Genomic DNA, 20,229 nt, shown 5'->3' with positions numbered 1-20,229 from the left:
AAATAGAAAAAGGAGGCTAAGCCTCCTTTTTTATTTCTATTCGCTATCGTTTAAATCTGCGTTTCTGCCAACACATTTCCATCAAAACTGACAACACTCAGTTTATTATCTTCAAGTAGCCCGTAGCTTGCTACATTACCGCCTTTAGGCAGGGTTACAGAGCCTGGGTTAAACAAGACGTAGTCTCCCATCGATGCAGCGACAGGTAGATGCGTATGCCCATGGGCTAATACATCACCCGCTTTAAGTGGTGGCAATCTATCTTGATTGTACAAGTGACCATGAGTTAAGAATAATCGCTTGCCGCTTTCTAGTAACACAATGGCAAAATCACTCAGTACAGGGAAATCCAGTAGCATCTGGTCCACTTCACTATCGCAGTTACCTCTTACCGAAATAATGTCGTCTTTGTATTCATTTAGAAGTTCCGCTACCTGCGCTGGAGCATAGGCTTCTGGCACTGGATTTCTTGGCCCATGGTTTAGGATATCGCCAAGCAAGATAAAGTGCTTCGCACCAGAGGCTTGATAAGCTTCGACAGCTTTTTTAGTTGAGGCTAGGCAGCCATGCAAATCAGAAGCAAAAAACAGTTTCATATTGAATTACTCTATCGTCTTACGTTTGCCGAGAGTGTAACAATGCCCTCTGTTTTTCTCCAGAGGGTAGCGTCTGAAGTTGGTAAACAGCTGTTACTCCACTCTTATTGCCGACTGGTTATAATTCAGAATCTAACACCATCCCTTTCACAACAATATTGTTATAGCTCACCATACCAAGCACATTACCATCTAAAACAACCGGGGCCCGACTAATACCAAATCGTTCAAACAATCGTGCGCAGTATTTCACGTTCATATCTGGCGATACGCACAACGCAGGTTTACTCATTATCTCATACACATTGGTTCGAGCGGGTGAACGGTTCTGAGCCAACACTTTCTTGGCAATGTCATTCATCAACACCAAACCATATTCATCATCGTCATGGCGTTTATTCACGATCAGTGCTTTAACCTCGTTTTCACGAGCGATACCGATTGCCTCCTGAACCGTCATTAAGCCATCAACAATGGCATAAGTTGCTGACATGACATCTTTTACTCTGCGACTGGTATGACTCTTCATATCATAGTTCCCTCTCTACTATCTTGGTTAGAGTCTCAACCTGATGGGCGACTCCAACGGCATCCTCTACATCAATCTGTACTGCGATACCCTGTCCTGATTCTTGGTCGAATTCGCCAATATCGCTGATTTTCTCTAAGATACGGCGCGACAAGTGCTCTTCGACCACAAATAACAATACATCCTTTTGAACCTCTAGCGTCAGACCTAAAAAGGTACGCTTTTGATTCAATCCTTCACCTCGAGCGTTACTGATCACGGTTGCACCGGTTGCGCCAGCAGACCTTGCGGCATCAAGCACAGCATCCGTTCGAACATCCTCTACAAAAGCTAGTATCAATTTAAATCGCATTGGAATCCTCCTTAATAGGATGGCGCTGGTTCAACCAGCGTGTAATCTGCGCATAACCCATTACGGTAATAATTGGGAATAGACTGGCAAAGGCGATGAGACCAAAACCATCAATTAGTGGACTTCGGCCTGGCACGGTCGAGGCAAGCCCTAAACCTAGCGCCGTTACTATGGGCACTGTAACGGTGGATGTCGTCACTCCTCCACTGTCATAGGCAAGGGGAATGATCATTGCTGGAGAGAAGTAGGTTTGCACGATAACAATCAGATAACCCACTATGATGTAATAGTGAATAGGATCGCCAGCAACGATGCGATAACACCCTAATGTAATGCCAATCGCGACACCTAACGCTACCGCCAAGCGCAGTCCATTCACCTTAATACTACCGCCTGATACCTGATTTGCTTTAATGGCCACCGCTATCAACGATGGCTCGGCTATGGTGGTACTAAAACCGATACAAAAAGCAAACAGATACACCCAGTAATAATCAAACCAATGCAGTAACCCAGACTCAGACAAGCGCATCTCTTTTAGGAACTCTGGCATGGTCAACTGCATGGCCATGGTTTCCCCTAATGGAAATAGCGCAGCTTCTAATCCAATCAAAAACAGCGCCAATCCAACAATCACTAATACGAAGCCAAGCAATACTGAAGGTAAATTTCGAATGGGTCTGCGCAGAACCGCCACCTGAAAGCCAAACAAGATCACGCCAATAGGAAAGACATCCATGACCGTGGAGGCAAACACTTCAACGGTATGAGATAGAGTAATCATGACAGCCACATTCCATACAAGAGTACGAAGATCATCGGCATCAACGAAGCAAATGCAATCAGCCCAAAGCCATCAACCATTGGATTTCGGCCCTTAATAGAAGAAGCCAATCCAACGCCTAATGCGGTAACTAATGGAACTGTTATTGTCGAGGTAGTCACACCACCAGAATCATAAGCAATTCCAATGATGCTTTGCGGGGCAAAAAAGGTCAGGGAAACCACTACCAAGTAACCACTAATGATTAAGATATGGATTGGCCAGCCCTTGAGAATTCGATACACCCCTAACACCAAGGCACAACCAACCGACAGCGCAACGGTCAACCTAAGATGAAAGGTGTAATCTTCCATACTTTCATGGTCAAGCGCGATCACCCCCTCTTTCGCTGCGACCTCTGCGGCCTCCATTGCCACAGCAGTGAGCGCAGGTTCAGCGATGGTTGTGCCAAAACCAAGACAAAAAGAAAAGAATATCAGCCACGCCACACTACCCTTGCGTGCAAACGCCTGAGCCATCGACTCCCCGATGGGAAACAGCCCCATATTGAGCCCTAGTACAAATAAAGTGAGCCCGAGTACCACCAGCAACATACCAAATAAAATAGTGAAGAAATGCGGGAGGGGTTGCTGCAGAATAATTAGCTGAAAAAATGCCACCACCAAAACGATGGGCGTCAGATCTTTTGCACTGTCGATGAAAGATCGTAGGAAGGCATTCATCTGCTTCTGTTATTCCTTACGTATTAAAGAAGTTAAACCGTGTGTTAGTCTTATAGATTAACTATGGTCAATTATCCGTGGCCTAGGTGTGACGTGAGGCTCGAAATGTAACGTCTATAATTATAGGCTCTTTCAGCTTTACGCTGGATAGGCACATAAAGTTGATAATATTGTCTCGCAATGACTCTACTTGGAGCAGGTATGCACATATTGATTACTGGTGGTACGGGGTTTATTGGTCGCGCATTGGTCAAGCAACTCATCCCTCATCAAATGACTATCTTGACTCGTGACAGTGGCAACGCTGCAGAGCAATTGAAGCATGTAAACCCCAATTGCTTACACTTTGTGCAGTCTCTTGAGCACCTGCAAGACCTTTCTGACTTCGATGCTGTGATAAATCTGGCTGGAGAGCCCATTGTAAATAAGCGTTGGTCTGACGCACAAAAGAAGCGCATCTGTGACAGTCGTTGGAATATCACCCGACAAATCGTCGAACTCATCAAAAAGTCATCAAATCCGCCTAAGGTGTTTATCAGTGGCTCTGCTGTCGGTATTTACGGGGATCAAAATCAAATTCGCGTTGACGAAGAAACGCCTTACAAGCCCAATGGTTTTCCACACTACGTATGTCAGGAGTGGGAAGATATTGCCAATCAAGCCCACAGTGAGCAGACCAGGGTCGTGCTACTTCGAACAGGAATCGTTTTGGGTAAAAACGGGGGCGCACTAGAAAAGATGCTGCTGCCTTATAAGCTTGGATTAGGTGGCCCATTGGGCGCAGGTCAGCAATATATGCCGTGGATTCATATTCAAGATATGGTGAGAGCAATTCAGTTTCTACTCGACACTCACATCTGCTCTGGTGTTTTCAATATGGTGGCACCACACCCTGTCACCAACAAAGAATTTAGTCAAACGTTAGCCAAGACGCTTTCAAGACCCCACTTCTTATTTACACCTAAATTTGCCATGCAATTGGCGTTAGGTGAATCCAGTTGTTTATTGTTTGACAGTGTCAAAGCCAAGCCAAAGCGACTTACTGAAATGGGCTTCACTTTCAATTACTCAAGGGTTCAACCGGCCCTGTCGCAAATTCTGTCACACTAACTTTTTACAAATATTTTTACGAAATCGCCATTTCGCCATAAATTTGTAATATAAGGTGTGCAAAATACAACCTGTTACGATTAATCGTGTTTACGTTTCAGAGGACAGCATGTCTTTAAACAAACTCAACTGGTTAAGCGTAGGGGTTGTGGTTCTTGTTTTAGTGCTATTTTAACCCTTACACTAACCAAGCCTACAGAAACTCAGGTTCACTCCGTTAATGAATGAGATTAGCGAGAATGGCCTGAGTTTTTTGGTTTTCATAAACGAACACCTTGAGATTGCCTAAAGTAACCCAATCTATAAGATATTGTTATGCATACTCATCATTAGTCTAGGGACACATACATGCAATCAGAATTCATCGTCGAAATGAACCAACAAAACTTCCAACAAATCTTGGAAGGCTCAATGAACACACCCGTTGTGGTTTACTTTTGGGCACCGATGAGTCAGGAAAGCGCTGATCTTGTTCCTCAAATCCAGCAACTCGCTCAACAATACGCAGGGGCATTCACCCTAGCTTTGCTCAATTGCGAGCAAGAGCAACAAATTGCTGGGCAATTTGGCATTCAGGCACTACCGACTATTGCTCTGTTTAGTCAGGGCCAAGCCATTGATGGGTTAGGTGGGCCGCAGCCAATTCAAGCCATTGAGGCTATGCTACAAAAGCACCTTCCAAGCCAAGATGAACTCAACCTACAAAAAGCTTTGAGCTTGATGTCAGAGCAGAAATACTCTGAAGCATTAGTGTTGTTCACCTCTTTGCCAGAAGAGTTGCAAAACAAAGGCGAAGTAAAGTTAGCCAAAGCCGATTGCCTGCTTGCTACTGGACAATTTAGTGAAGCTGAAGCCGTGCTAGCCCACATTCCTTTGGAATATCAAGATAACTATTACAAGGGACTAATGGCGAAATTAGAACTGCATGCACAAGCAGCCAATAGCCCAGAAATCCAAGCGCTAGAAGCGCAATTAGCAAGTGATGCGCAAAATGCAAAAATCGCCAATGAATTAGCGCTGCAATACCATGAAGTAAACCGTAGCGATGAAGCCCTTGAACTGCTTTGGTCCTTTATCTCCAAAGACCTCGGCGCACTAGACGGTGAAATGCGTAAGACCTTTATGGATGTACTATCTGCACTAGGTCAAGAGAATACGACCGCCAAACAATACCGACGTCAGCTTTATTCAATTCTTTACTAGACTAGAAATGCCTTAAGGTATTTCTACTTAACTACATAAAGACCACCATATAACCCGGTGGTCTTTATGTTTAACACTCCCAACCTGTAAGTTAAACTTACAGCTGTTAATTACTCTCATTCCCTGTGTCAGCGTAATATTCACTCACTTTCTGACGCAACAAAGAGTAATTAAAATGAAAAAATCTATCCTAGCACTACTATTAGCGACTACCGCAACCACTGCAATTGTTGGTACAGCTGCAGCTTGCACAACCGCAGTCTACAACAATGGCAATGCTTCCCTCACTTCTCGATCTATGGATTGGTTTGGTCATGACGAGGCCGCTGTTATCGGTACAGGTAAAGGCGCTAAAGTGGTATACGCTGCAACGCAAAACCCTGAAGCGGGTACTTCAAAATACGCAACATTGAAAATAGACTCATTTCTTGAATCAACAACAGCACTGGGTAATGGAGTGGTCGCAGAAGCGATGAACGAAGCAGGTTTAGAAGCTCGCATTCTATATTTAGGTCGTGATTACACTGCATTTCCTGAGGGGACCGCAGACACCCCCGATGTCTCAGCTCTTGAGGTTCCTAACTGGGCTTCGGACAACTTTGCTACTGTGGCTGAAGTATTAGATGCCATTGAAGGTTCAAAGGTAGATATCGTTGATGCTGAAATTTGTAACCTTCCAAACAGCAATGGGCACTGTTCTCAAGCACCAGTACACTACCAATTTGCAGACAAAACCGGTGATGTTGCTATCGTCGAATTCGTCAAAGGTGAATTGAAGGTATACCGTGGCAACGAAGCGAATGCGCTGACTAATAACCCTGAATTTTCGGTGCACCTAGAATTTACGGCAAATGGCAAAAAATCAGACGGTTCTATCCACCCGATTGATCGTCGCCTACGTGCAAAAGAGATTCTATCTGATATGTACGCTCGCAACGTAACTGACAACACAGCGGCAAAAAATGCGATGAAAGCTGTAGCACACAGCACATTCGCGGGATATGAACAGCTAGATCATTCTCTAGAAAACCCGAACGTATTTCCTACTTTGTGGACAGTACATACGGATCGAAATGCTGGTGAGTGGACGTTAGACCGCTACGACACTTGGGAAGCTGAAACCTATGACTTCTCTATGTTCGATTTGAACAAGCCCGAAACTACGATGTTAGGTATTCATCCAAAGAATAAATAATGAAACATTGCCTACTCACGAAATGCTTATCGTGAAATCAGTAACAAACAAATCCTAAAGGTGGCCTTATTGCCACCTTTTTTCTTGTTCTATCGCCCGTCATTAGACAAATAGAAATGATCTTCTCAACAAAGAGCAGGCACTCTCCCCTTTTGTCGAATCTATATAGTTAATCTAACCACCCACTTTGTCAAAAATAGCATTACGCCCTCCCTCTAGATTCAACTTCAACTTTGAATTATTTATAGAACCGAAGGTTGCTATCAATCTAGTTGAGCTTAAATAAACATGTAAGCAAGAGACCTGCCGCAGCAAGTTGCGATTGTATTCATATGGCTGCGAACTAAAATAACCTTATACACAAAGGATTGGTTAAATAAGGGATTCAATGCTGATTACACCTGAACGGCTGACATATCTAGTCGCGATAGTAGAACATGGCTCTTTTTCTGCCGCAGCTCGCAGCTTAAATGTCACAGCCTCAGCCGTAACGCAAGTAATACAAAACATGGAGATTGACTTAGGTATCTCTGTGTTTCAACGTACCGCAGGGAAAGCACCCAAGTTAACCGATGTTGGAAAAGCGCTTTATATACAAGCCCTAGAAGTGGCTCCACGACTTCAAGCAATGGAAAAACGAGCGAAAGCATATCAAGCTGGCATAGAAGAAAAGTTAAATATTGCCACCTATGGCTTTACCTTATCCCCCACTCACGCAAAAGCTATCGGAGAATTATCAACACAATACCCCGAGCTAAAAATTAATATGATGGATGTGGAAGATATACATGGCTTGGCGCCTAATGATCCTAATGGTGCAGACATCATCATCGCACCAGCAAAACTTCACCATCGTGTTGGTTACGAATCACAATTTATCGAGCAAATTAATTGGCGATTCGTTGTTATTCCATCACATCCTCTGGCACAAAAACGAGCTGAGCTTTCAAGACATGATCTTCTTACACACGTGCAACTCATCCCTCAGGTTGGAGGGTTTGCTGATGCTGATCTCGTGGAATCATTACGCTTTAGCACCAATCTGATTCACTGTTCACGATTCTATCAGTTACGATCGTTGCTGCTGCAAGGGGCTGGATTTTGTCTTTTACCAGAGCAGCTCTCTAAACCACTTTTAGAGAGCAATGCTATAGTTGAACTAAGAATGGATTTTGATGACAACCAAACAAGATGGCCAATAGAAATAGCCTGGTCTCCATCACTGGGGCCTGCTGGGAGTTGGTTTGTAGAACAGTTTATTGAGTTATAGATTTTATACTCAACCTTCACTTTTTAATAAGATAAAGTCTCCTTAGAAGCGATACCCAACCGTAATACGGCCTTCAGTCAACAGGTCTAGTTTGCTAGATAAACTTTTCCCTTTTTCGGTAAAGTCTGTAGATTGAATACGCCCATCGAAATAGATACCGCTATCCAATATCGTTCTAACCCCTATCGCACCGCGAGCAGTTTCGGCGTAGCTGTTCTCGCCTAGCATCTTACTTGTCTCTTTATCAAATGTGACAACACCTGCGGCAACGTAGGGCTTAATTAAGGTATCGTCGTCAAACAAAAAGGTGTAGCCAACCTCAGCTTCAAGAGCTAACTCATAGATAGTACCCTTATCCTGAGTTGGATTAGATTTTAAATTGGCACCTGCTCCTTTAACATTGAAGGCAAATATATCATTGAAATCGTACCCAACTTCTAGAACAACGGAGGGATCTGTACTGATACTGGTTTCCGGAGTTCCCGTATCCTGTAGCAAATAGTTTCCCGTACCCAAACCACCACCAACACGCAAACCAAGATAATCAGCGGAAACCACAGTAGAAGATGCAAGGATTAAAGCTGAAGCTAGAATACATTTTTTCATGATACATACCTCGTGAATCTATATGAACTCCGTTTTCTCACGAACAATCCTGTTTGATTTAGGTCGGTAATTTACCCTTGTACTCACAATCCTTTAAATTAACATCTATCCTCCACACCGATAGGTCACTATGTCGAGTGCACTCCCACCACTAAGCAATTCATAGCTTGTTAGGCATACTGATTCCCAGACATAAAAAAAGCCTCCACAAAGGAGGCCTGTCTCATGAGCGCTCAGTTTTACCGATTAGCCCACTATTTTTAAAATTTATAACCTACTGTAAGCATAGCTTGTGTAAGAAGATCATCTTTACCTTCAAATTTAGCGCCCTTGACCGATATGTCTGTTGCTTGAATGCGCCCGTCAAAGTACAAACCACTATCCAGCGTCATGCGTGCACCTAGCGCTCCGCGTGTTCGCACTGCATTCCTGCCACTCTCAAGCAAATCCGAGCTTGTTGTAGAATCAAAAGCCACTGCACCTAAAGCCGCATAAGGCTTAATTGATACACCGTTATCCATGGTAAAAGTATAGCCAGCCTCACCTTCGACGGTAAGATCCCAGGTTGGACGGTAATTTTTGGGGTTATCACCATAATCTGTATAGCTAGTCATATTGCCCTTCACATTTAAGGCAAAGATTTCATTGAAATCATAACCGGCTTCTAAAATGAATACTGGATCAGAAGACACGTTGCCTTCGCTCAGTTGGTATTTACCCACATCGGTACCAAAACCACCACCGATACGAAAACCAGATTGGTCATCGGCCGAAGCAAAAGAGGATGCGGACACAATTGCTAGAGTGGACGCTAAGAATAATTTTTTCATTGAATTGCCTAGTAAATAGTTTAAAAGCCTCCATCTGAATAAGCGCCAGTCCCGTTGGCTAGCGCTGTAATTTACGTAAGCAATGCAAAAAAATGAAAATAGATCCCATGCAAAATCTAGATAGGTGGGTATATAAGGAGTGCCTTACTCATAATTATTTAGCTCTTAACGGATTTGTCCGCACTAGTACTTCTTCGTCGAGTCGAACATATATATTTACTGCAAAAACAAGAAAGCCCCCTTTCGGGGCACTGATTAATCAAGAGAATCGCCTAACAATGAATGTTTGTAACGGCTCAATGATTGAGTTAAAACTTGTAGCCCACAGTTAAAAGACCTTGAGTTAACAGGTCATCTTTTGCGTTAAAATCACCGCTTTTCGGTGAAAAGTCCGTTGCTTGAACTCGACCATCAACATAAACACCATTGCCTAACGTCATACGAACACCCAGTGCACCGCGCGCCTTAATTGCGTTCTTGTCTTTACCATCTTCAAATTGAAAAAATTCGGTCGTATCTTTATCGTAACCCACCGCACCTACTGCTAGGTATGGCTTGATTGAAGTAGAACGATCAAGCTTAAATGTGTAACCCGCTTCAGCCTCTACAGCTAGGTCATAAGTAGTGCCTAGATTGTATGATTTACCTCTGTCTCTTCTCGAGTTCCCATAAATTTTATTGCCAGTAGCAGACCCTTTAACATTGATAGCAAAGATATCGTTAAAGTCATAACCAGCCTCAAGGACGACGGTTGGATCGGCTTCAACAGAAGGACCGCGTCTAGATTCTCTAAGCTGATGATTGCCAAAGTCCATACCAAAACCACCACCAACACGGAAGCCTGAACTGTCGCTGCCAGCGAAAGAAGGTGCAGATAGTAGAACAAGCGTTGACGCTAAAAGTATTTTTTTCATGTTTGATTGCCTCATAAAACTACAAATACCTCCATGTAGTTCCCCGCCAATCCGTTTGGCTTGAGGCGAAATTTACGCAAACACGTCAAATAGATGAAAATAAATACCATCGATAATTTCGATATATAAGATTTTCAAGACAACTCTGAATAGTAGGAAACCGTACTTCCTTTATAAGAGCGCCCGACCTATCCGAAAAATCGATACTTAATCATTGTACCTATTTCATCTAGCACTAGATAATAACGCCATCAATGAGGAGAAAGTCATGAACCAACAAACCTACACTCAACCAATACGTCCACTAAAAAGCAGACTGCTGCGAGCTCTTACTTTAGAAGGTGGGATCTTGCTATTAGTGGCACCAGTGTTCATTGACGATTTCGCAGACATCAACCTAGTCAGTGGCAAAATACTGCTACTCATAACAGCCGCCATCGTTTGGAATGCAGCCTACAGCTTTGGTTTCGATACCTATCTATGGAAATGGCGACGTAGTTTAGAAAAAACAGTTAAGTGTCGTTTTGTATATGCACTATTGTTCCAAGTAGGACTACTTGTTATTTCAGCGCCTATATTCTTTTCTATGCTCGACTCTTCATTCTGGCAGGTCATGTCCGCTGACTTATGGTTTAGCGCTCTTGTATTTTCTTACACCTATTTTACTAATGCTCTTTACGATAAATTTTGCTAGGTCAATTTAAAATTATTAACGATTAGATGAGAGATATATTATGAGTACTAACAATATTAAAACCAATCGCTCTTTCTTGGACAGAATTCGTCACACTATCTTTTTTGAAGTTGGGTTAATTGCTACTTTAATACCAATTGGCATGATATTTATCCAAGGTGCCAGCCATCATGTAGGTATTCTTGCTATGGCGATGTCATTACTTGCAATGGCATGGAACATGTTATTTAACTTCTTATTTGATCGACACCTTAATAATAAACAAGGACACTGTAAAAAAACTTCAAAGCAAAGGATTATGCATGCAATTTTATTTGAACTTGGATTAATTTCGGTCACAGTTCCAGTACTTGCGTTGAGCTTAAATTTGACCTTCATTGAAGCTTTTATCGCTGATATCGGCTTCGTCATTTATGCTTTGTTTTACTCGGCTGTATTTAACCTTGTTTATGACCGCCTATTTCCAATCAACACCACTCCATTTCAACCGATATGTACCGTAAATTAACTCTCACCTAGAACGAGGCGCTTAACTTAGCGCTTCGTTTCACCCTTCAACAACCCTCTATAATTCGGCCCTCTAACCAGTCTAAACGAGTTAGACTAAACAAAATGTCAACTAACTGTACTAGAACTGAATACTCTCTACTGATACTAAAGCCACTCGATCTTCTCTTCTTTTTCTCTCCTTTTTATTTATCGACATTATCGATACTTACTAATTTCAACTATCGGCATCCTCGCTGTAATATTTACTTACAAACTCGCATATAGCCAAAGGCTAAAGCGCACACTCAGTAAATTGAACGGTAGTAAGCAAAGATGAAAAAGCTCCAACTATGGTTAATCACAGCAAGTATACTCACAAGCAGCGTCCATGCTGGCGACCTTTCAGTTACCCTCGGTGGCGTGTACAACTCTGCTAACAGTACTGCATCGCTCGGTGTTCCAATCCTTGGTGCCAAAATGAAACTCGATGCCGAAAGTCACCTAGATTTAGCGGAAAAAAACCTCTCGCCTTATGTGAAGATTGAATATAACTTTGATAGTGGTAATAGTGTCTATGCAGACTGGCGCTCATTACATCGTCACGCCCGCTCCACCATATCCAGTGATCCAATTAACATTCTCGGTAGTGAGTTTAAGGCGAACGCTACGTTAGACATAAATCTAGATATAGATATCGCTCGTATTGGTTATGCTCATCGCATCATATCTACAGATAACTTTAATCTAGACGCAATGTTGGGCCTACACCTAATGCAAATATCGGGGCAAGGTGGCATCAGCGCCAATATTAATGAAGGTGGCCAAGATTGGCTGAGTTTTAACACTAAAGGGAAGAAAAACACCCTTGCTCCAATGCCAAATGTGGGTATACGGGGAAGCTATCAACTTACTCAAAATCTAGGACTTACATCTCACCTGGAAGCATTTATGCTATCAACTCGATTATTTGATGGCCACTTAATGGACTTTAATTTTGGTGCGTATTACCAAATAACAGATTCATTGATTTTTAATGCCTCATATAATCATTATGAGATAGGTGCAGAATATGGTGATTCACTGCTAAATGCTAATGTAGGTGTAGACTTTAGTGGCCCAATGCTATCACTGCAATATACTTTCTAACATTATAATTAACAGTTTAATAGATTACATTTACTACTCTTTTATATAGCACTTCTGGTTGTTAATATTTATATCAACCGGTTATTTATTGCCATGATCATCTGATAAGATCGTGAGAGAAAACTACTGGAACGATTATTATATATAATCTATCGATCTGGCAGTTTAGCCAACTCATCAATAATAAAGTCCATCGCAGCATTAGTTGGTTTACAGAGAGCCAACTAATTTCTGTCGACCACCGGTTAGATCGGGTCAATTCTGTAGGATTAACATAAAAATGCTCAAGTTCACCGTTTTCTATTGCATCTTGACAAAGAAATTTTGGAAGCATTGCCCACGAAGTAATCTGTTGTAGCAGTTCCATCATGACTATTGCTATAGATCATTCTCGAACTTAAATTATGTGTATCTTCACGCCCAATCTGCTTCATAAACAAAACCGAATTTTGCAGTTTACCGCGCAGTTCTACTAAGGGGGTCACCTTAGTTTCGAAGTGCAGTTTAGGAGAAGAAACATCAAAGGAGTATCCATCTGCTATGGTAAATGAGGATGGTAACCCTGTCTCGTCCTAGAATAAGTTGGCACCAATATGGCTATCCCAACCAGTAATTAAATAGCCGTTCACTGCCCGTTCAATTTCATTTCGACGCTTATCACTATCCAGAGACAAGCCCCCATGTAGGCATTCTGTAAGCTTCTAGCTAATGCCTATTGGCATCCGTCTTACCCCCTTTTTTGGATAGCTTTATAGCATCGCTCTTCAATCTGCCTTGTACTACCAATATTAAATATCCTTAGACATAGACACACCTCTATATCGATGTACAGATATCCCTTTGGTAACATACCTAGAGGTTGCCCCTATCTTCACGTCCCTTATACCCCTAATAGATTTATAATCTATTACTTCTAGCAACCATCAGCCGGCAGAGAAGATAACGTAGAGTCTGTCATTCATCAGCTAGAGTCCTCTTAATTCAGTATCTGTTCTCAATCATTTTCGCCAAGCAGCGTTTACAAAGAGGTTTGACCCTCTCCCAAATTACCGTTGCTATTTGTACTGTGTTTAACCTGTATATAGAACGCTCAAAGTCAGTTTAAACATAGTAAGACTTTTCTCAGGTATTTTGTTTGGCCTTGTTGGCAAGTCATACGATGGTCTGACGTTTTAGAACGAGAGTAATCAAGATGGGTCTGTCTAGAAAAGGGGTAGCTGAGCTAGTTATCGTGCCTTATCAATATATAAATTCATTTCGGTAAGAAACGCCGCCCACAAAAAAGCCCCCTTTCGGGGGCCCTGGTTAGGCGAGGTAATCGCCTAAATTAAGATATTCATATCAACGCAAGAGTTGAATTAGAACTTATAACCAACGGTAACCATACCTTGAGTAAGTAAGTCGTCTTTACCGTTGAATTTGTCGCCTTTAGCCGTTACGTCTGTTGCTTGGATACGACCGTCAAAGTAAACACCGTTATCCAATGTCATACGCACACCAGCCGCACCACGAGCACGTACAGAGCCTTTATCTTCACCTAGCATTAGAGCACTGGTGTCCTTATCAAAACCTACTGCACCCAATGCGATATAAGGTTTGATTGAAGCATCACCAGGAGTGACAAACGTATAACCTGCCTCTGCTTCTACCGCTAGGTCATAAGCTGTACCTAGTCCAGCACCTTTGTCTTTTTTGTTTTCGTAAGACTTAAGGCCTGTTGCTGACCCCTTAACATTAATCGCAAAGATACTGTTAAAGTCATAACCAGCTTCTAGGACTACTGATGGGTCTGCTTCTTGTTTCTCGCCACCAACATTGTCACGCAATTGATACTTACCAATATCAGTACCAAAACCACCACCGACGCGGAAGCCTGAGTGATCGTCTGCTGCAAAAGAAGACGCGGACATTAGAGCAAGAGTTGAAGCTAGAATTAATTTTTTCATGTTTGATTACCTCGTAAAATTTAGTTACCTCCATTTGATTCGTTGCCAGTCCTGTTTGGCTTGAGGTGTAATTTACGCGAGTATGGATGATAGATGAAAATAGTTAATATTAACATATTCGATAGGTGGTGCTGTTTTTGTGAAGCTAATCAACATTGAATACTCATGTCTTCAATGGTTGATGGGGATTTCATTTTATTTGGGCAATAAAAAACCCCAATAATTGATATCCAACTATTGGGGTGATTTTAAATACCATTTCATCACTCTAAATTACTAGTCTTAGAATTTATAGCCTATGGTGACTAAACCTTGAGTTAACAAATCTTCTTTGCCTGAAAGCTTACCATCATAGGCTACGTTGGTGGCCTGAATTCGACCATCCAGATAGAGCTTATTATCTATCGAAACCCTCAGTCCAATTGTGCCGCGGCCACGCACGTCACTCCCGCCATCATTACCAGTAAAAAGAAGGTTCGCCTGCTTATTATAATAAACACCTCCTAGGGCAACATACGGCTTAATGGTAAACCCACGTTCGGTTACCTTGGTATAGCCTACCTCGCCAGCCACAGCTACCTCGTAGGCGGTATCTATATACTGAGACTTCTGTTTACCACGATCCCACTTGAAGCCCGTTGCAGCGCCGTTGACATTAATGGCAAAGATGTCATTAAAATCATAGCCAACATCAACAATGACCGAAGGATCGGAATCAAAACCTGTAACTTTGTCCTCTAGTTTGAACATTCCCATGTCTGACGCTAAGCCAGCACCAACGCGCAAGCCTGAGTGATCCATCCCCGCTATAGAAGAACTGGAAATCAATAAAAGCATTGATGCAAATAGTCTATTTTTCATGTCTTTATTCTCAATACAAAAAAGCCCCCTTTCGGGGGCCCTGGTTAGGCGAGGTAATCGCCTAAATTAAAGTGCTCATATCAACGAAAAAGTTGAATTAGAACTTATAACCAACGGTAACCATACCTTGAGTAAGTAGGTCGTCTTTACCGTTGAACTTGTCGCCTTTAGCCGTTACGTCTGTTGCTTGGATACGACCGTCAAAGTAAACACCGTTATCCAATGTCATACGCACACCAGCCGCGCCACGAGCACGTACAGAGCCTTTATCTTCACCTAGCATTAGAGCACTGGTGTCCTTATCAAAACCTACTGCACCCAATGCGATATAAGGTTTGATTGAAGCATCGCCAGGAGTGACAAACGTATAACCTGCCTCTGCTTCTACCGCTAGGTCATAAGCAGTACCTAGTCCAGCACCTTTGTCTTTTTTGTTTTCATAAGACTTAAGGCCTGTTGCTGACCCCTTAACATTAATCGCAAAGATGCTGTTGAAGTCATAACCAGCCTCTAGGACTACTGAAGGGTCTGCTTCTTGTTTCTCGCCACCAACATTGTCACTCAATTGATACTTACCAATATCAGTACCAAAACCACCACCGACGCGGAAGCCTGAGTGATCGTCTGCTGCAAAAGAAGACGCGGACATTAGTGCAAGAGTTGAAGCTAGAATTAATTTTTTCATGTTTGATTACCTCGTAAAATTTAGTTACCTCCATTTGATTCGTTGCCAGTCCTGTTTGGCTTGAGGTGTAATTTACGCGAGTATGGCTGGTAGGTGAAAATAGCTAACATTAACATATTCGATAGGTGGGGCTATTTTTGTGAAGCTAATCAACATTGAATGCTAATATCTTTAATGGTTGGTGGGGATTTCATTTTATTCGGGCAATAAAAAACCCCAATAATTGATATCCAACTATTGGGGTGGTTTTAAATAACATTTCATCACTCTAAATTACTAGTCTTAGAATTTATAGCCTATGGTGACAAAACCTTGAGATTCCGGCTATAGAAGAACTGGAAATCAACAAGAGTATTGATGCAGTAGTCTATTTTTCATGTCTTTATTCTCAATACAAAAAAGCCCCCTTTCGGGGGCCCTGGTTAGGCGAGGTAATCGCCTAAATTAAAGTGCTCATATCAACGCAAAAGTTGAATTAGAACTTATAACCAACGGTAACCATACCTTGAGTAAGTAGGTCGTCTTTACCGTTGAACTTGTCGCCTTTAGCCGTTACGTCTGTAGCTTGGATACGACCGTCAAAGTAAACACCGTTATCCAATGTCATACGCACACCAGCCGCACCGCGAGCACGTACAGAGCCTTTATCTTCACCTAGCATTAGTGCACTAGTGTCCTTATCAAAACCTACTGCGCCCAATGCGATATAAGGTTTGATTGAAGCATCGCCAGGAGTGACAAACGTATAACCTGCCTCTGCTTCTACCGCTAGGTCATAAGCAGTACCTAGTCCAGCACCTTTGTCTTTTTTGTTTTCGTAAGACTTAAGGCCTGTTGCTGACCCCTTAACATTAATCGCAAAGATGCTGTTAAAGTCATAACCAGCTTCTAGGACTACTGAAGGGTCTGCTTCTTGTTTCTCGCCACCAACACTGTCACGCAATTGATACTTACCAATATCAGTACCAAAACCACCACCGACGCGGAAGCCTGAGTGATCGTCTGCTGCAAAAGAAGACGCGGACATTAGTGCAAGAGTTGAAGCTAGAATTAATTTTTTCATGTTTGATTACCTCGTAAAATTTAGTTACCTCCATTTGATTCGTTGCCAGTCCTGTTTGGCTTGAGGTGTAATTTACGCAAATATAATCAATAGGTGAAAATAGATAGTATTAACAAAGCCGATAGATGGACATTATGCAGGCTATTTAAAGAACAACTAAAATCCCTTTAAATAGCAAGATAACCCATTGATTTTTATTAAATATAAGAGGTGGGTGAGTTTACTTTTGACTACTCATTTAAGGAATGCCAAATCAGAAGATCTCCGACAAAAGACCTAGGAGGCGTTATATGAGGCGGCAGTATTACGCGCTGTGCCTGTGACCTATATAGTTGCAGGCAATCCCTAGCGCTTTTATTGGAAATTTTAAAGTCCCCGATAAAAATTTCGGGGACAAGAGGTGGTTGTTGTCACAGTATCAGACGACGTGGGGAGTTATGTTTGTGTGTAAGGTTAACTGGCAAACAATAGCTCTCGAAGATAATGTGCCACCGGGCCAAGGCTGTCATTGGCTTTCCAAACCAGGTCCACACCATAGGACTGGTTTGACTTCACATACTCCGGGGTAAATTCAACCAGAGTGCCCAGAGCTACTCGCTCTTGTAACATGATAGTTGGTAATACTGCCCATCCAATTCCCTGTTCCACCATTCGAATCATGTCATCCTGATCGTGCGCCAACCATACGGATTGTGACAGTGTGCCTACCGACCCTAGAACTTTATGTTCATAAAGACTGGTACAAATAATCTGCCTTTCTGTAGTCAACAAATCATTGTTAACTATCTCCAAATCAGCAAACTCGCTGTCCGGACTGCATACACATGTCCATTCGAGTTGATGGATACAAGCAAACTCATAATAGTCAGGAATCGCATCTTCGGTAAGGTGAAGTACGAAGTCGACCTTATCATCGTTTAATTGCGTGAATAATCCATCGCTCTTCTCCTTTTTAATTTGGATCTGAGTAAAGGGGAATTTCTGGGAGATTTTTTCTAAAGGTGTCTCAATCAGAGAAAATGGAACTAAGGGATCCAATCCAATGACCAAAGAGTTTTCAACTTGATCCCTTACTCCCGAAGTATAGTTCTCGATTCGGTCAGCTTGTCGCATTAACACCTTGGCCTGTTGGTATAGATGTTCTCCCTCTTGAGTTAAAACGGGATACTTACCCGTACGATCAAATAAAGAAACACCAAGATCTAACTCTAGGTTGCTAACACTGACACTGATTGTGCTTTGACTTTTTCCTATATGCCTTCCTGCAGCTGAGAAAGACCCTTTGTCAGCTGCTGTAACAAATGCAAGCAGGTAATCGAGGTTTATCATCTTTTCACCTATTATAAAAAACGATACTTATCAATTTAATCTATTTTATGTGAAATGCAAAACTATCTCCGAAAACAAATCCTAATTCGGAGAAATTAAAATGAAAAAGTTATTAATTGGTCTAGCTATTGCGAGCGCGTGCGGCGGCGCTATGGCTAATGAAAAAGAGGGGGAAGCAGTTAATTATGGCGATCCTACAGCAAGCTTTAGCTCACTTGGTGTGAGTGCCAGCGAAAACAGCACCCAGCTCAATGGTATGATTGGTCTAGGCAGCAATATATTCCAATTAGACCTCGGAGTTGATAACAAATCCGGCGATATGAATTATCGTGGTCGATACTTCCATGTTACTGATGGATTAGGCTACTCAGTCGATGTTCTGGGCGATAAAGACAACACGACAGCGCTTGCTGGTGCTATCTATAAATTCCAAGCCACAGACAACATTATGCTATTTCCAATGGCTTCTATAGGTTACACCACTTCCGACGCAGCAGATGGAAAAGCCAAATCTGAATCTGCACTTGGTCAGCTTGGCCTATACGGTATGTATGGATTTGACGCAGGACACTGGATTTATGCAAACCCTAAGGCTACCTACCACGAGCAGAGTAAAGAGTGGATACCTCAAATAGAAGTCGGTGGCGGTTATATGATTCTTGATAATGCCTCAATTGGTGCAAAGGTAGAATATACTGGGGAATCTTCGAAAAAGAACTTGGTGAATAAGGAAGACACCGTTGCCTGGCTACAAGCAAGTTATTACTTTTAAACTATTGATTTAAAGCCAATTCCATTGAGGGGATTGGCTTTTTAGATAAGATCAATAATCACTCTTCTATCCATTGAATTCTTCTATACATCCTCATTTTTCAGTTTGTCTTTCGTCATCCATAATACCTACTTTTAGGTAGTTAACTTATGAGAAAGATATTTAAAACTAGATTTTCTAACAAACTTAAAGCTGACAAATTTCTTTTGGATTCAGGGTATCGCTTCGATGGAAGACATGGTTTTATAAAAACCTTTCATCGCTATATTGGTATTCAATCTTTGCCTGCCTTGAGTACAAGTGTGTCGAAAACAAATAAAGTAGTTCTGGAAAAATTTGAAGCGCGTCTTTTCGCTGATGGGACGTTATCTATATTTGTACCCTCTCGTTCCCCACTGTTAGGCATCTCTCGTATTCCTAGCCCGGTAAACAAAAAAGCACCTGACTTCACGAAGTGGAAGGTGTGGTTGCCTATTAACAAGCTTTTATATCAATACAGTTCCTAACTGCTTCTAACCATGGTGGCTTTCCTTCTTACTTCAGAAAAAGGCGAAGCCACCTAATAGGTAATTTCAGCATCGTCGCAAGGTTTTGTTGCGTAATTCTGACAGGAAACCTACCCGCCTAAAATTGAGTGTTATTCATACTACATACCATAATTTCTCAGTCTAAGCCCCCTCCTAGCAACTGCTTCACTCTATACATGCCTGTTTCAGAGAGTGAACACTTTTGATAACCATGCAGCTTTTTTTCACTTCTTGTTGGAGCCGCAGAGTTTCTGGCTGTCACGCGCCAGGTTGGGAGGATATCCTTGTTTCCAAAAGGCACCTCAGCATCCGCAACGTTAGATAAGCTCTGTTGTGACTATTTTTTGGGTGCTGGTATCTACTGCTAAATGTAACTGACGCCAAACTCTGCGTTTTCCATCAATGGCGGATGTTGTATTACAACACTAGTTTTGGTTTTAAATGAAACTTCGGCGCCTTTAGCTCGGAGACCTATACAGGTTTAGTGTGGGTAAACAGGCGGGATAAATACTGAAATCAGGAAATTTCCTTGTACTATCAATGATATATAAATAAAGAAGATATATTTGAAGGAATAAGCGTCCTCTTCCTGTATGACGCTACTTT

At 42.1% G+C, this 20,229-nt stretch carries 22 protein-coding genes and 1 pseudogene; 9 read left to right on the top strand and 14 right to left on the bottom strand.

Features of this window, described 5'->3' with window-relative positions; genetic code table 11:
- Positions 1 to 50: 50 nt before the first annotated feature.
- The 5 genes from yfcE to OCU46_RS03765 form a co-directional block, all read right to left on the bottom strand.
- Positions 51 to 596, bottom strand: coding sequence for a phosphodiesterase (yfcE, locus tag OCU46_RS03785; protein WP_141270929.1), 546 nt, complete (start codon positions 594 to 596; stop codon positions 51 to 53).
- Positions 597 to 714: 118 nt separating this feature from the next.
- Positions 715 to 1,125 carry a CBS domain-containing protein gene (locus OCU46_RS03780; RefSeq protein ID WP_141270928.1) on the bottom strand — a complete coding sequence of 137 codons (411 nt, stop codon included), beginning with the start codon at positions 1,123 to 1,125 and terminating at the stop codon, positions 715 to 717.
- Between the two features lies 1 nt (position 1,126).
- A complete protein-coding gene (locus tag OCU46_RS03775) occupies positions 1,127 to 1,477 on the bottom strand; it encodes a P-II family nitrogen regulator (protein ID WP_141270927.1) in 351 nt (116 codons plus the stop codon).
- Positions 1,467 to 2,261, bottom strand: coding sequence for a DUF1538 domain-containing protein (locus OCU46_RS03770; protein WP_141270926.1), 795 nt, complete (start codon positions 2,259 to 2,261; stop codon positions 1,467 to 1,469). The genes OCU46_RS03775 and OCU46_RS03770 overlap by 11 nt, the downstream gene beginning before the upstream one ends.
- Positions 2,258 to 2,983 carry a DUF1538 domain-containing protein gene (locus tag OCU46_RS03765; protein WP_141270925.1) on the bottom strand — a complete coding sequence of 242 codons (726 nt, stop codon included), beginning with the start codon at positions 2,981 to 2,983 and terminating at the stop codon, positions 2,258 to 2,260. Before OCU46_RS03765 ends, OCU46_RS03770 begins: the two co-directional genes overlap by 4 nt.
- 201 nt (positions 2,984 to 3,184) lie before the next feature.
- On the opposite strand from OCU46_RS03765, the gene OCU46_RS03760 reads away from it, so the two are divergent.
- From OCU46_RS03760 to OCU46_RS03745, 4 genes are all read left to right on the top strand, one after another.
- On the top strand, positions 3,185 to 4,093 hold the full coding sequence (locus tag OCU46_RS03760; protein WP_141270924.1) for a TIGR01777 family oxidoreductase: 909 nt from the start codon (positions 3,185 to 3,187) through the stop codon (positions 4,091 to 4,093).
- A 348-nt stretch (positions 4,094 to 4,441) separates the two neighbouring features.
- Positions 4,442 to 5,296, top strand: coding sequence for a co-chaperone YbbN (locus OCU46_RS03755; RefSeq protein ID WP_141270923.1), 855 nt, complete (start codon positions 4,442 to 4,444; stop codon positions 5,294 to 5,296).
- Between the two features lie 175 nt (positions 5,297 to 5,471).
- On the top strand, positions 5,472 to 6,491 hold the full coding sequence (locus OCU46_RS03750) for a linear amide C-N hydrolase (RefSeq protein ID WP_141270922.1): 1,020 nt from the start codon (positions 5,472 to 5,474) through the stop codon (positions 6,489 to 6,491).
- Positions 6,492 to 6,879: 388 nt separating this feature from the next.
- Positions 6,880 to 7,761 (top strand): LysR family transcriptional regulator, encoded by an 882-nt coding sequence (locus OCU46_RS03745; protein WP_141270921.1) that lies wholly within the window; start codon positions 6,880 to 6,882, stop codon positions 7,759 to 7,761.
- A gap of 42 nt (positions 7,762 to 7,803) precedes the next feature.
- On the opposite strand, the gene OCU46_RS03740 is transcribed toward OCU46_RS03745, so the two are convergent.
- The 3 genes from OCU46_RS03740 to OCU46_RS03730 form a co-directional block, all read right to left on the bottom strand.
- On the bottom strand, positions 7,804 to 8,367 hold the full coding sequence (locus OCU46_RS03740) for an outer membrane beta-barrel protein (RefSeq protein WP_141270920.1): 564 nt from the start codon (positions 8,365 to 8,367) through the stop codon (positions 7,804 to 7,806).
- 260 nt (positions 8,368 to 8,627) lie between these two features.
- Positions 8,628 to 9,197 carry a porin family protein gene (locus tag OCU46_RS03735; RefSeq protein ID WP_141270919.1) on the bottom strand — a complete coding sequence of 190 codons (570 nt, stop codon included), beginning with the start codon at positions 9,195 to 9,197 and terminating at the stop codon, positions 8,628 to 8,630.
- A 308-nt stretch (positions 9,198 to 9,505) separates the two neighbouring features.
- Positions 9,506 to 10,111, bottom strand: coding sequence for a porin family protein (locus tag OCU46_RS03730; RefSeq protein WP_141270918.1), 606 nt, complete (start codon positions 10,109 to 10,111; stop codon positions 9,506 to 9,508).
- 268 nt (positions 10,112 to 10,379) lie between these two features.
- On the opposite strand from OCU46_RS03730, the gene OCU46_RS03725 reads away from it, so the two are divergent.
- The 3 genes from OCU46_RS03725 to OCU46_RS03715 all read left to right on the top strand — a co-directional run bounded on the left by OCU46_RS03725 (position 10,380) and on the right by OCU46_RS03715 (position 12,440).
- Positions 10,380 to 10,805, top strand: coding sequence for a chlorhexidine efflux transporter (locus tag OCU46_RS03725; protein WP_141270917.1), 426 nt, complete (start codon positions 10,380 to 10,382; stop codon positions 10,803 to 10,805).
- 40 nt (positions 10,806 to 10,845) lie between these two features.
- On the top strand, positions 10,846 to 11,313 hold the full coding sequence (locus OCU46_RS03720) for a PACE efflux transporter (protein ID WP_141270916.1): 468 nt from the start codon (positions 10,846 to 10,848) through the stop codon (positions 11,311 to 11,313).
- Between the two features lie 314 nt (positions 11,314 to 11,627).
- A complete protein-coding gene (locus OCU46_RS03715; protein WP_141270915.1) occupies positions 11,628 to 12,440 on the top strand; it encodes a hypothetical protein in 813 nt (270 codons plus the stop codon).
- A gap of 1,358 nt (positions 12,441 to 13,798) precedes the next feature.
- On the opposite strand, the gene OCU46_RS03710 is transcribed toward OCU46_RS03715, so the two are convergent.
- From OCU46_RS03710 to OCU46_RS03690, 5 genes are all read right to left on the bottom strand, one after another.
- A complete protein-coding gene (locus tag OCU46_RS03710; protein ID WP_141270914.1) occupies positions 13,799 to 14,386 on the bottom strand; it encodes a porin family protein in 588 nt (195 codons plus the stop codon).
- A 282-nt stretch (positions 14,387 to 14,668) separates the two neighbouring features.
- Positions 14,669 to 15,247: an outer membrane beta-barrel protein gene (locus OCU46_RS03705; protein WP_141270913.1), complete on the bottom strand. Its 579-nt coding sequence runs from the start codon at positions 15,245 to 15,247 to the stop codon at positions 14,669 to 14,671.
- 97 nt (positions 15,248 to 15,344) lie between these two features.
- The gene (locus OCU46_RS03700) at positions 15,345 to 15,932 is read right to left on the bottom strand and encodes a porin family protein (protein ID WP_141270912.1); all 588 of its coding nucleotides are present in this window, start codon (positions 15,930 to 15,932) and stop codon (positions 15,345 to 15,347) included.
- A gap of 475 nt (positions 15,933 to 16,407) precedes the next feature.
- Entirely contained in the window at positions 16,408 to 16,995 is a 588-nt protein-coding gene (locus OCU46_RS03695; RefSeq protein WP_337972452.1) for a porin family protein, read from the bottom strand.
- Positions 16,996 to 17,448: 453 nt separating this feature from the next.
- Positions 17,449 to 18,324 (bottom strand): LysR family transcriptional regulator, encoded by an 876-nt coding sequence (locus OCU46_RS03690; RefSeq protein ID WP_141269344.1) that lies wholly within the window; start codon positions 18,322 to 18,324, stop codon positions 17,449 to 17,451.
- Positions 18,325 to 18,424: 100 nt separating this feature from the next.
- Here OCU46_RS03690 and OCU46_RS03685 point away from each other — a divergent pair, with 100 nt between their 5' ends.
- A complete protein-coding gene (locus tag OCU46_RS03685; protein WP_141269346.1) occupies positions 18,425 to 19,096 on the top strand; it encodes a hypothetical protein in 672 nt (223 codons plus the stop codon).
- A gap of 149 nt (positions 19,097 to 19,245) precedes the next feature.
- Entirely contained in the window at positions 19,246 to 19,602 is a 357-nt protein-coding gene (locus tag OCU46_RS03680; RefSeq protein ID WP_141269348.1) for a hypothetical protein, read from the top strand.
- 163 nt (positions 19,603 to 19,765) lie between these two features.
- Here the strand turns inward: OCU46_RS03680 and OCU46_RS03675 are convergent.
- Positions 19,766 to 20,146, bottom strand: a pseudogene (locus OCU46_RS03675) (transposase); the annotation flags it as partial.
- Positions 20,147 to 20,229: the final 83 nt, after the last annotated feature.

This window comes from Vibrio comitans (assembly GCA_024346835.1).
Lineage (GTDB): Bacteria > Pseudomonadota > Gammaproteobacteria > Enterobacterales > Vibrionaceae > Vibrio > Vibrio comitans.
Note: the sequence above shows the minus strand (reverse complement) of the source record. Positions and strands in the feature narration are given on the sequence as shown.

Coding starts and splice junctions, on each gene's coding strand:
- OCU46_RS03760 (WP_141270924.1), top strand. CDS start 3,185: ATGCACATATTGATTACTGGTGGTACGGGGTTTATTGGTCGCGCATTG.
- OCU46_RS03695 (WP_337972452.1), bottom strand. CDS start 16,995: ATGAAAAAATTAATTCTAGCTTCAACTCTTGCACTAATGTCCGCGTCT.
- yfcE (WP_141270929.1), bottom strand. CDS start 596: ATGAAACTGTTTTTTGCTTCTGATTTGCATGGCTGCCTAGCCTCAACT.
- OCU46_RS03780 (WP_141270928.1), bottom strand. CDS start 1,125: ATGAAGAGTCATACCAGTCGCAGAGTAAAAGATGTCATGTCAGCAACT.
- OCU46_RS03765 (WP_141270925.1), bottom strand. CDS start 2,983: ATGAATGCCTTCCTACGATCTTTCATCGACAGTGCAAAAGATCTGACG.
- OCU46_RS03710 (WP_141270914.1), bottom strand. CDS start 14,386: ATGAAAAAATTAATTCTAGCTTCAACTCTTGCTCTAATGTCCGCGTCT.
- OCU46_RS03750 (WP_141270922.1), top strand. CDS start 5,472: ATGAAAAAATCTATCCTAGCACTACTATTAGCGACTACCGCAACCACT.
- OCU46_RS03690 (WP_141269344.1), bottom strand. CDS start 18,324: ATGATAAACCTCGATTACCTGCTTGCATTTGTTACAGCAGCTGACAAA.
- OCU46_RS03740 (WP_141270920.1), bottom strand. CDS start 8,367: ATGAAAAAATGTATTCTAGCTTCAGCTTTAATCCTTGCATCTTCTACT.
- OCU46_RS03775 (WP_141270927.1), bottom strand. CDS start 1,477: ATGCGATTTAAATTGATACTAGCTTTTGTAGAGGATGTTCGAACGGAT.
- OCU46_RS03725 (WP_141270917.1), top strand. CDS start 10,380: ATGAACCAACAAACCTACACTCAACCAATACGTCCACTAAAAAGCAGA.
- OCU46_RS03770 (WP_141270926.1), bottom strand. CDS start 2,261: ATGATTACTCTATCTCATACCGTTGAAGTGTTTGCCTCCACGGTCATG.
- OCU46_RS03730 (WP_141270918.1), bottom strand. CDS start 10,111: ATGAAAAAAATACTTTTAGCGTCAACGCTTGTTCTACTATCTGCACCT.
- OCU46_RS03745 (WP_141270921.1), top strand. CDS start 6,880: ATGCTGATTACACCTGAACGGCTGACATATCTAGTCGCGATAGTAGAA.
- OCU46_RS03715 (WP_141270915.1), top strand. CDS start 11,628: ATGAAAAAGCTCCAACTATGGTTAATCACAGCAAGTATACTCACAAGC.
- OCU46_RS03705 (WP_141270913.1), bottom strand. CDS start 15,247: ATGAAAAATAGACTATTTGCATCAATGCTTTTATTGATTTCCAGTTCT.
- OCU46_RS03700 (WP_141270912.1), bottom strand. CDS start 15,932: ATGAAAAAATTAATTCTAGCTTCAACTCTTGCACTAATGTCCGCGTCT.
- OCU46_RS03735 (WP_141270919.1), bottom strand. CDS start 9,197: ATGAAAAAATTATTCTTAGCGTCCACTCTAGCAATTGTGTCCGCATCC.
- OCU46_RS03720 (WP_141270916.1), top strand. CDS start 10,846: ATGAGTACTAACAATATTAAAACCAATCGCTCTTTCTTGGACAGAATT.
- OCU46_RS03755 (WP_141270923.1), top strand. CDS start 4,442: ATGCAATCAGAATTCATCGTCGAAATGAACCAACAAAACTTCCAACAA.
- OCU46_RS03685 (WP_141269346.1), top strand. CDS start 18,425: ATGAAAAAGTTATTAATTGGTCTAGCTATTGCGAGCGCGTGCGGCGGC.
- OCU46_RS03680 (WP_141269348.1), top strand. CDS start 19,246: ATGAGAAAGATATTTAAAACTAGATTTTCTAACAAACTTAAAGCTGAC.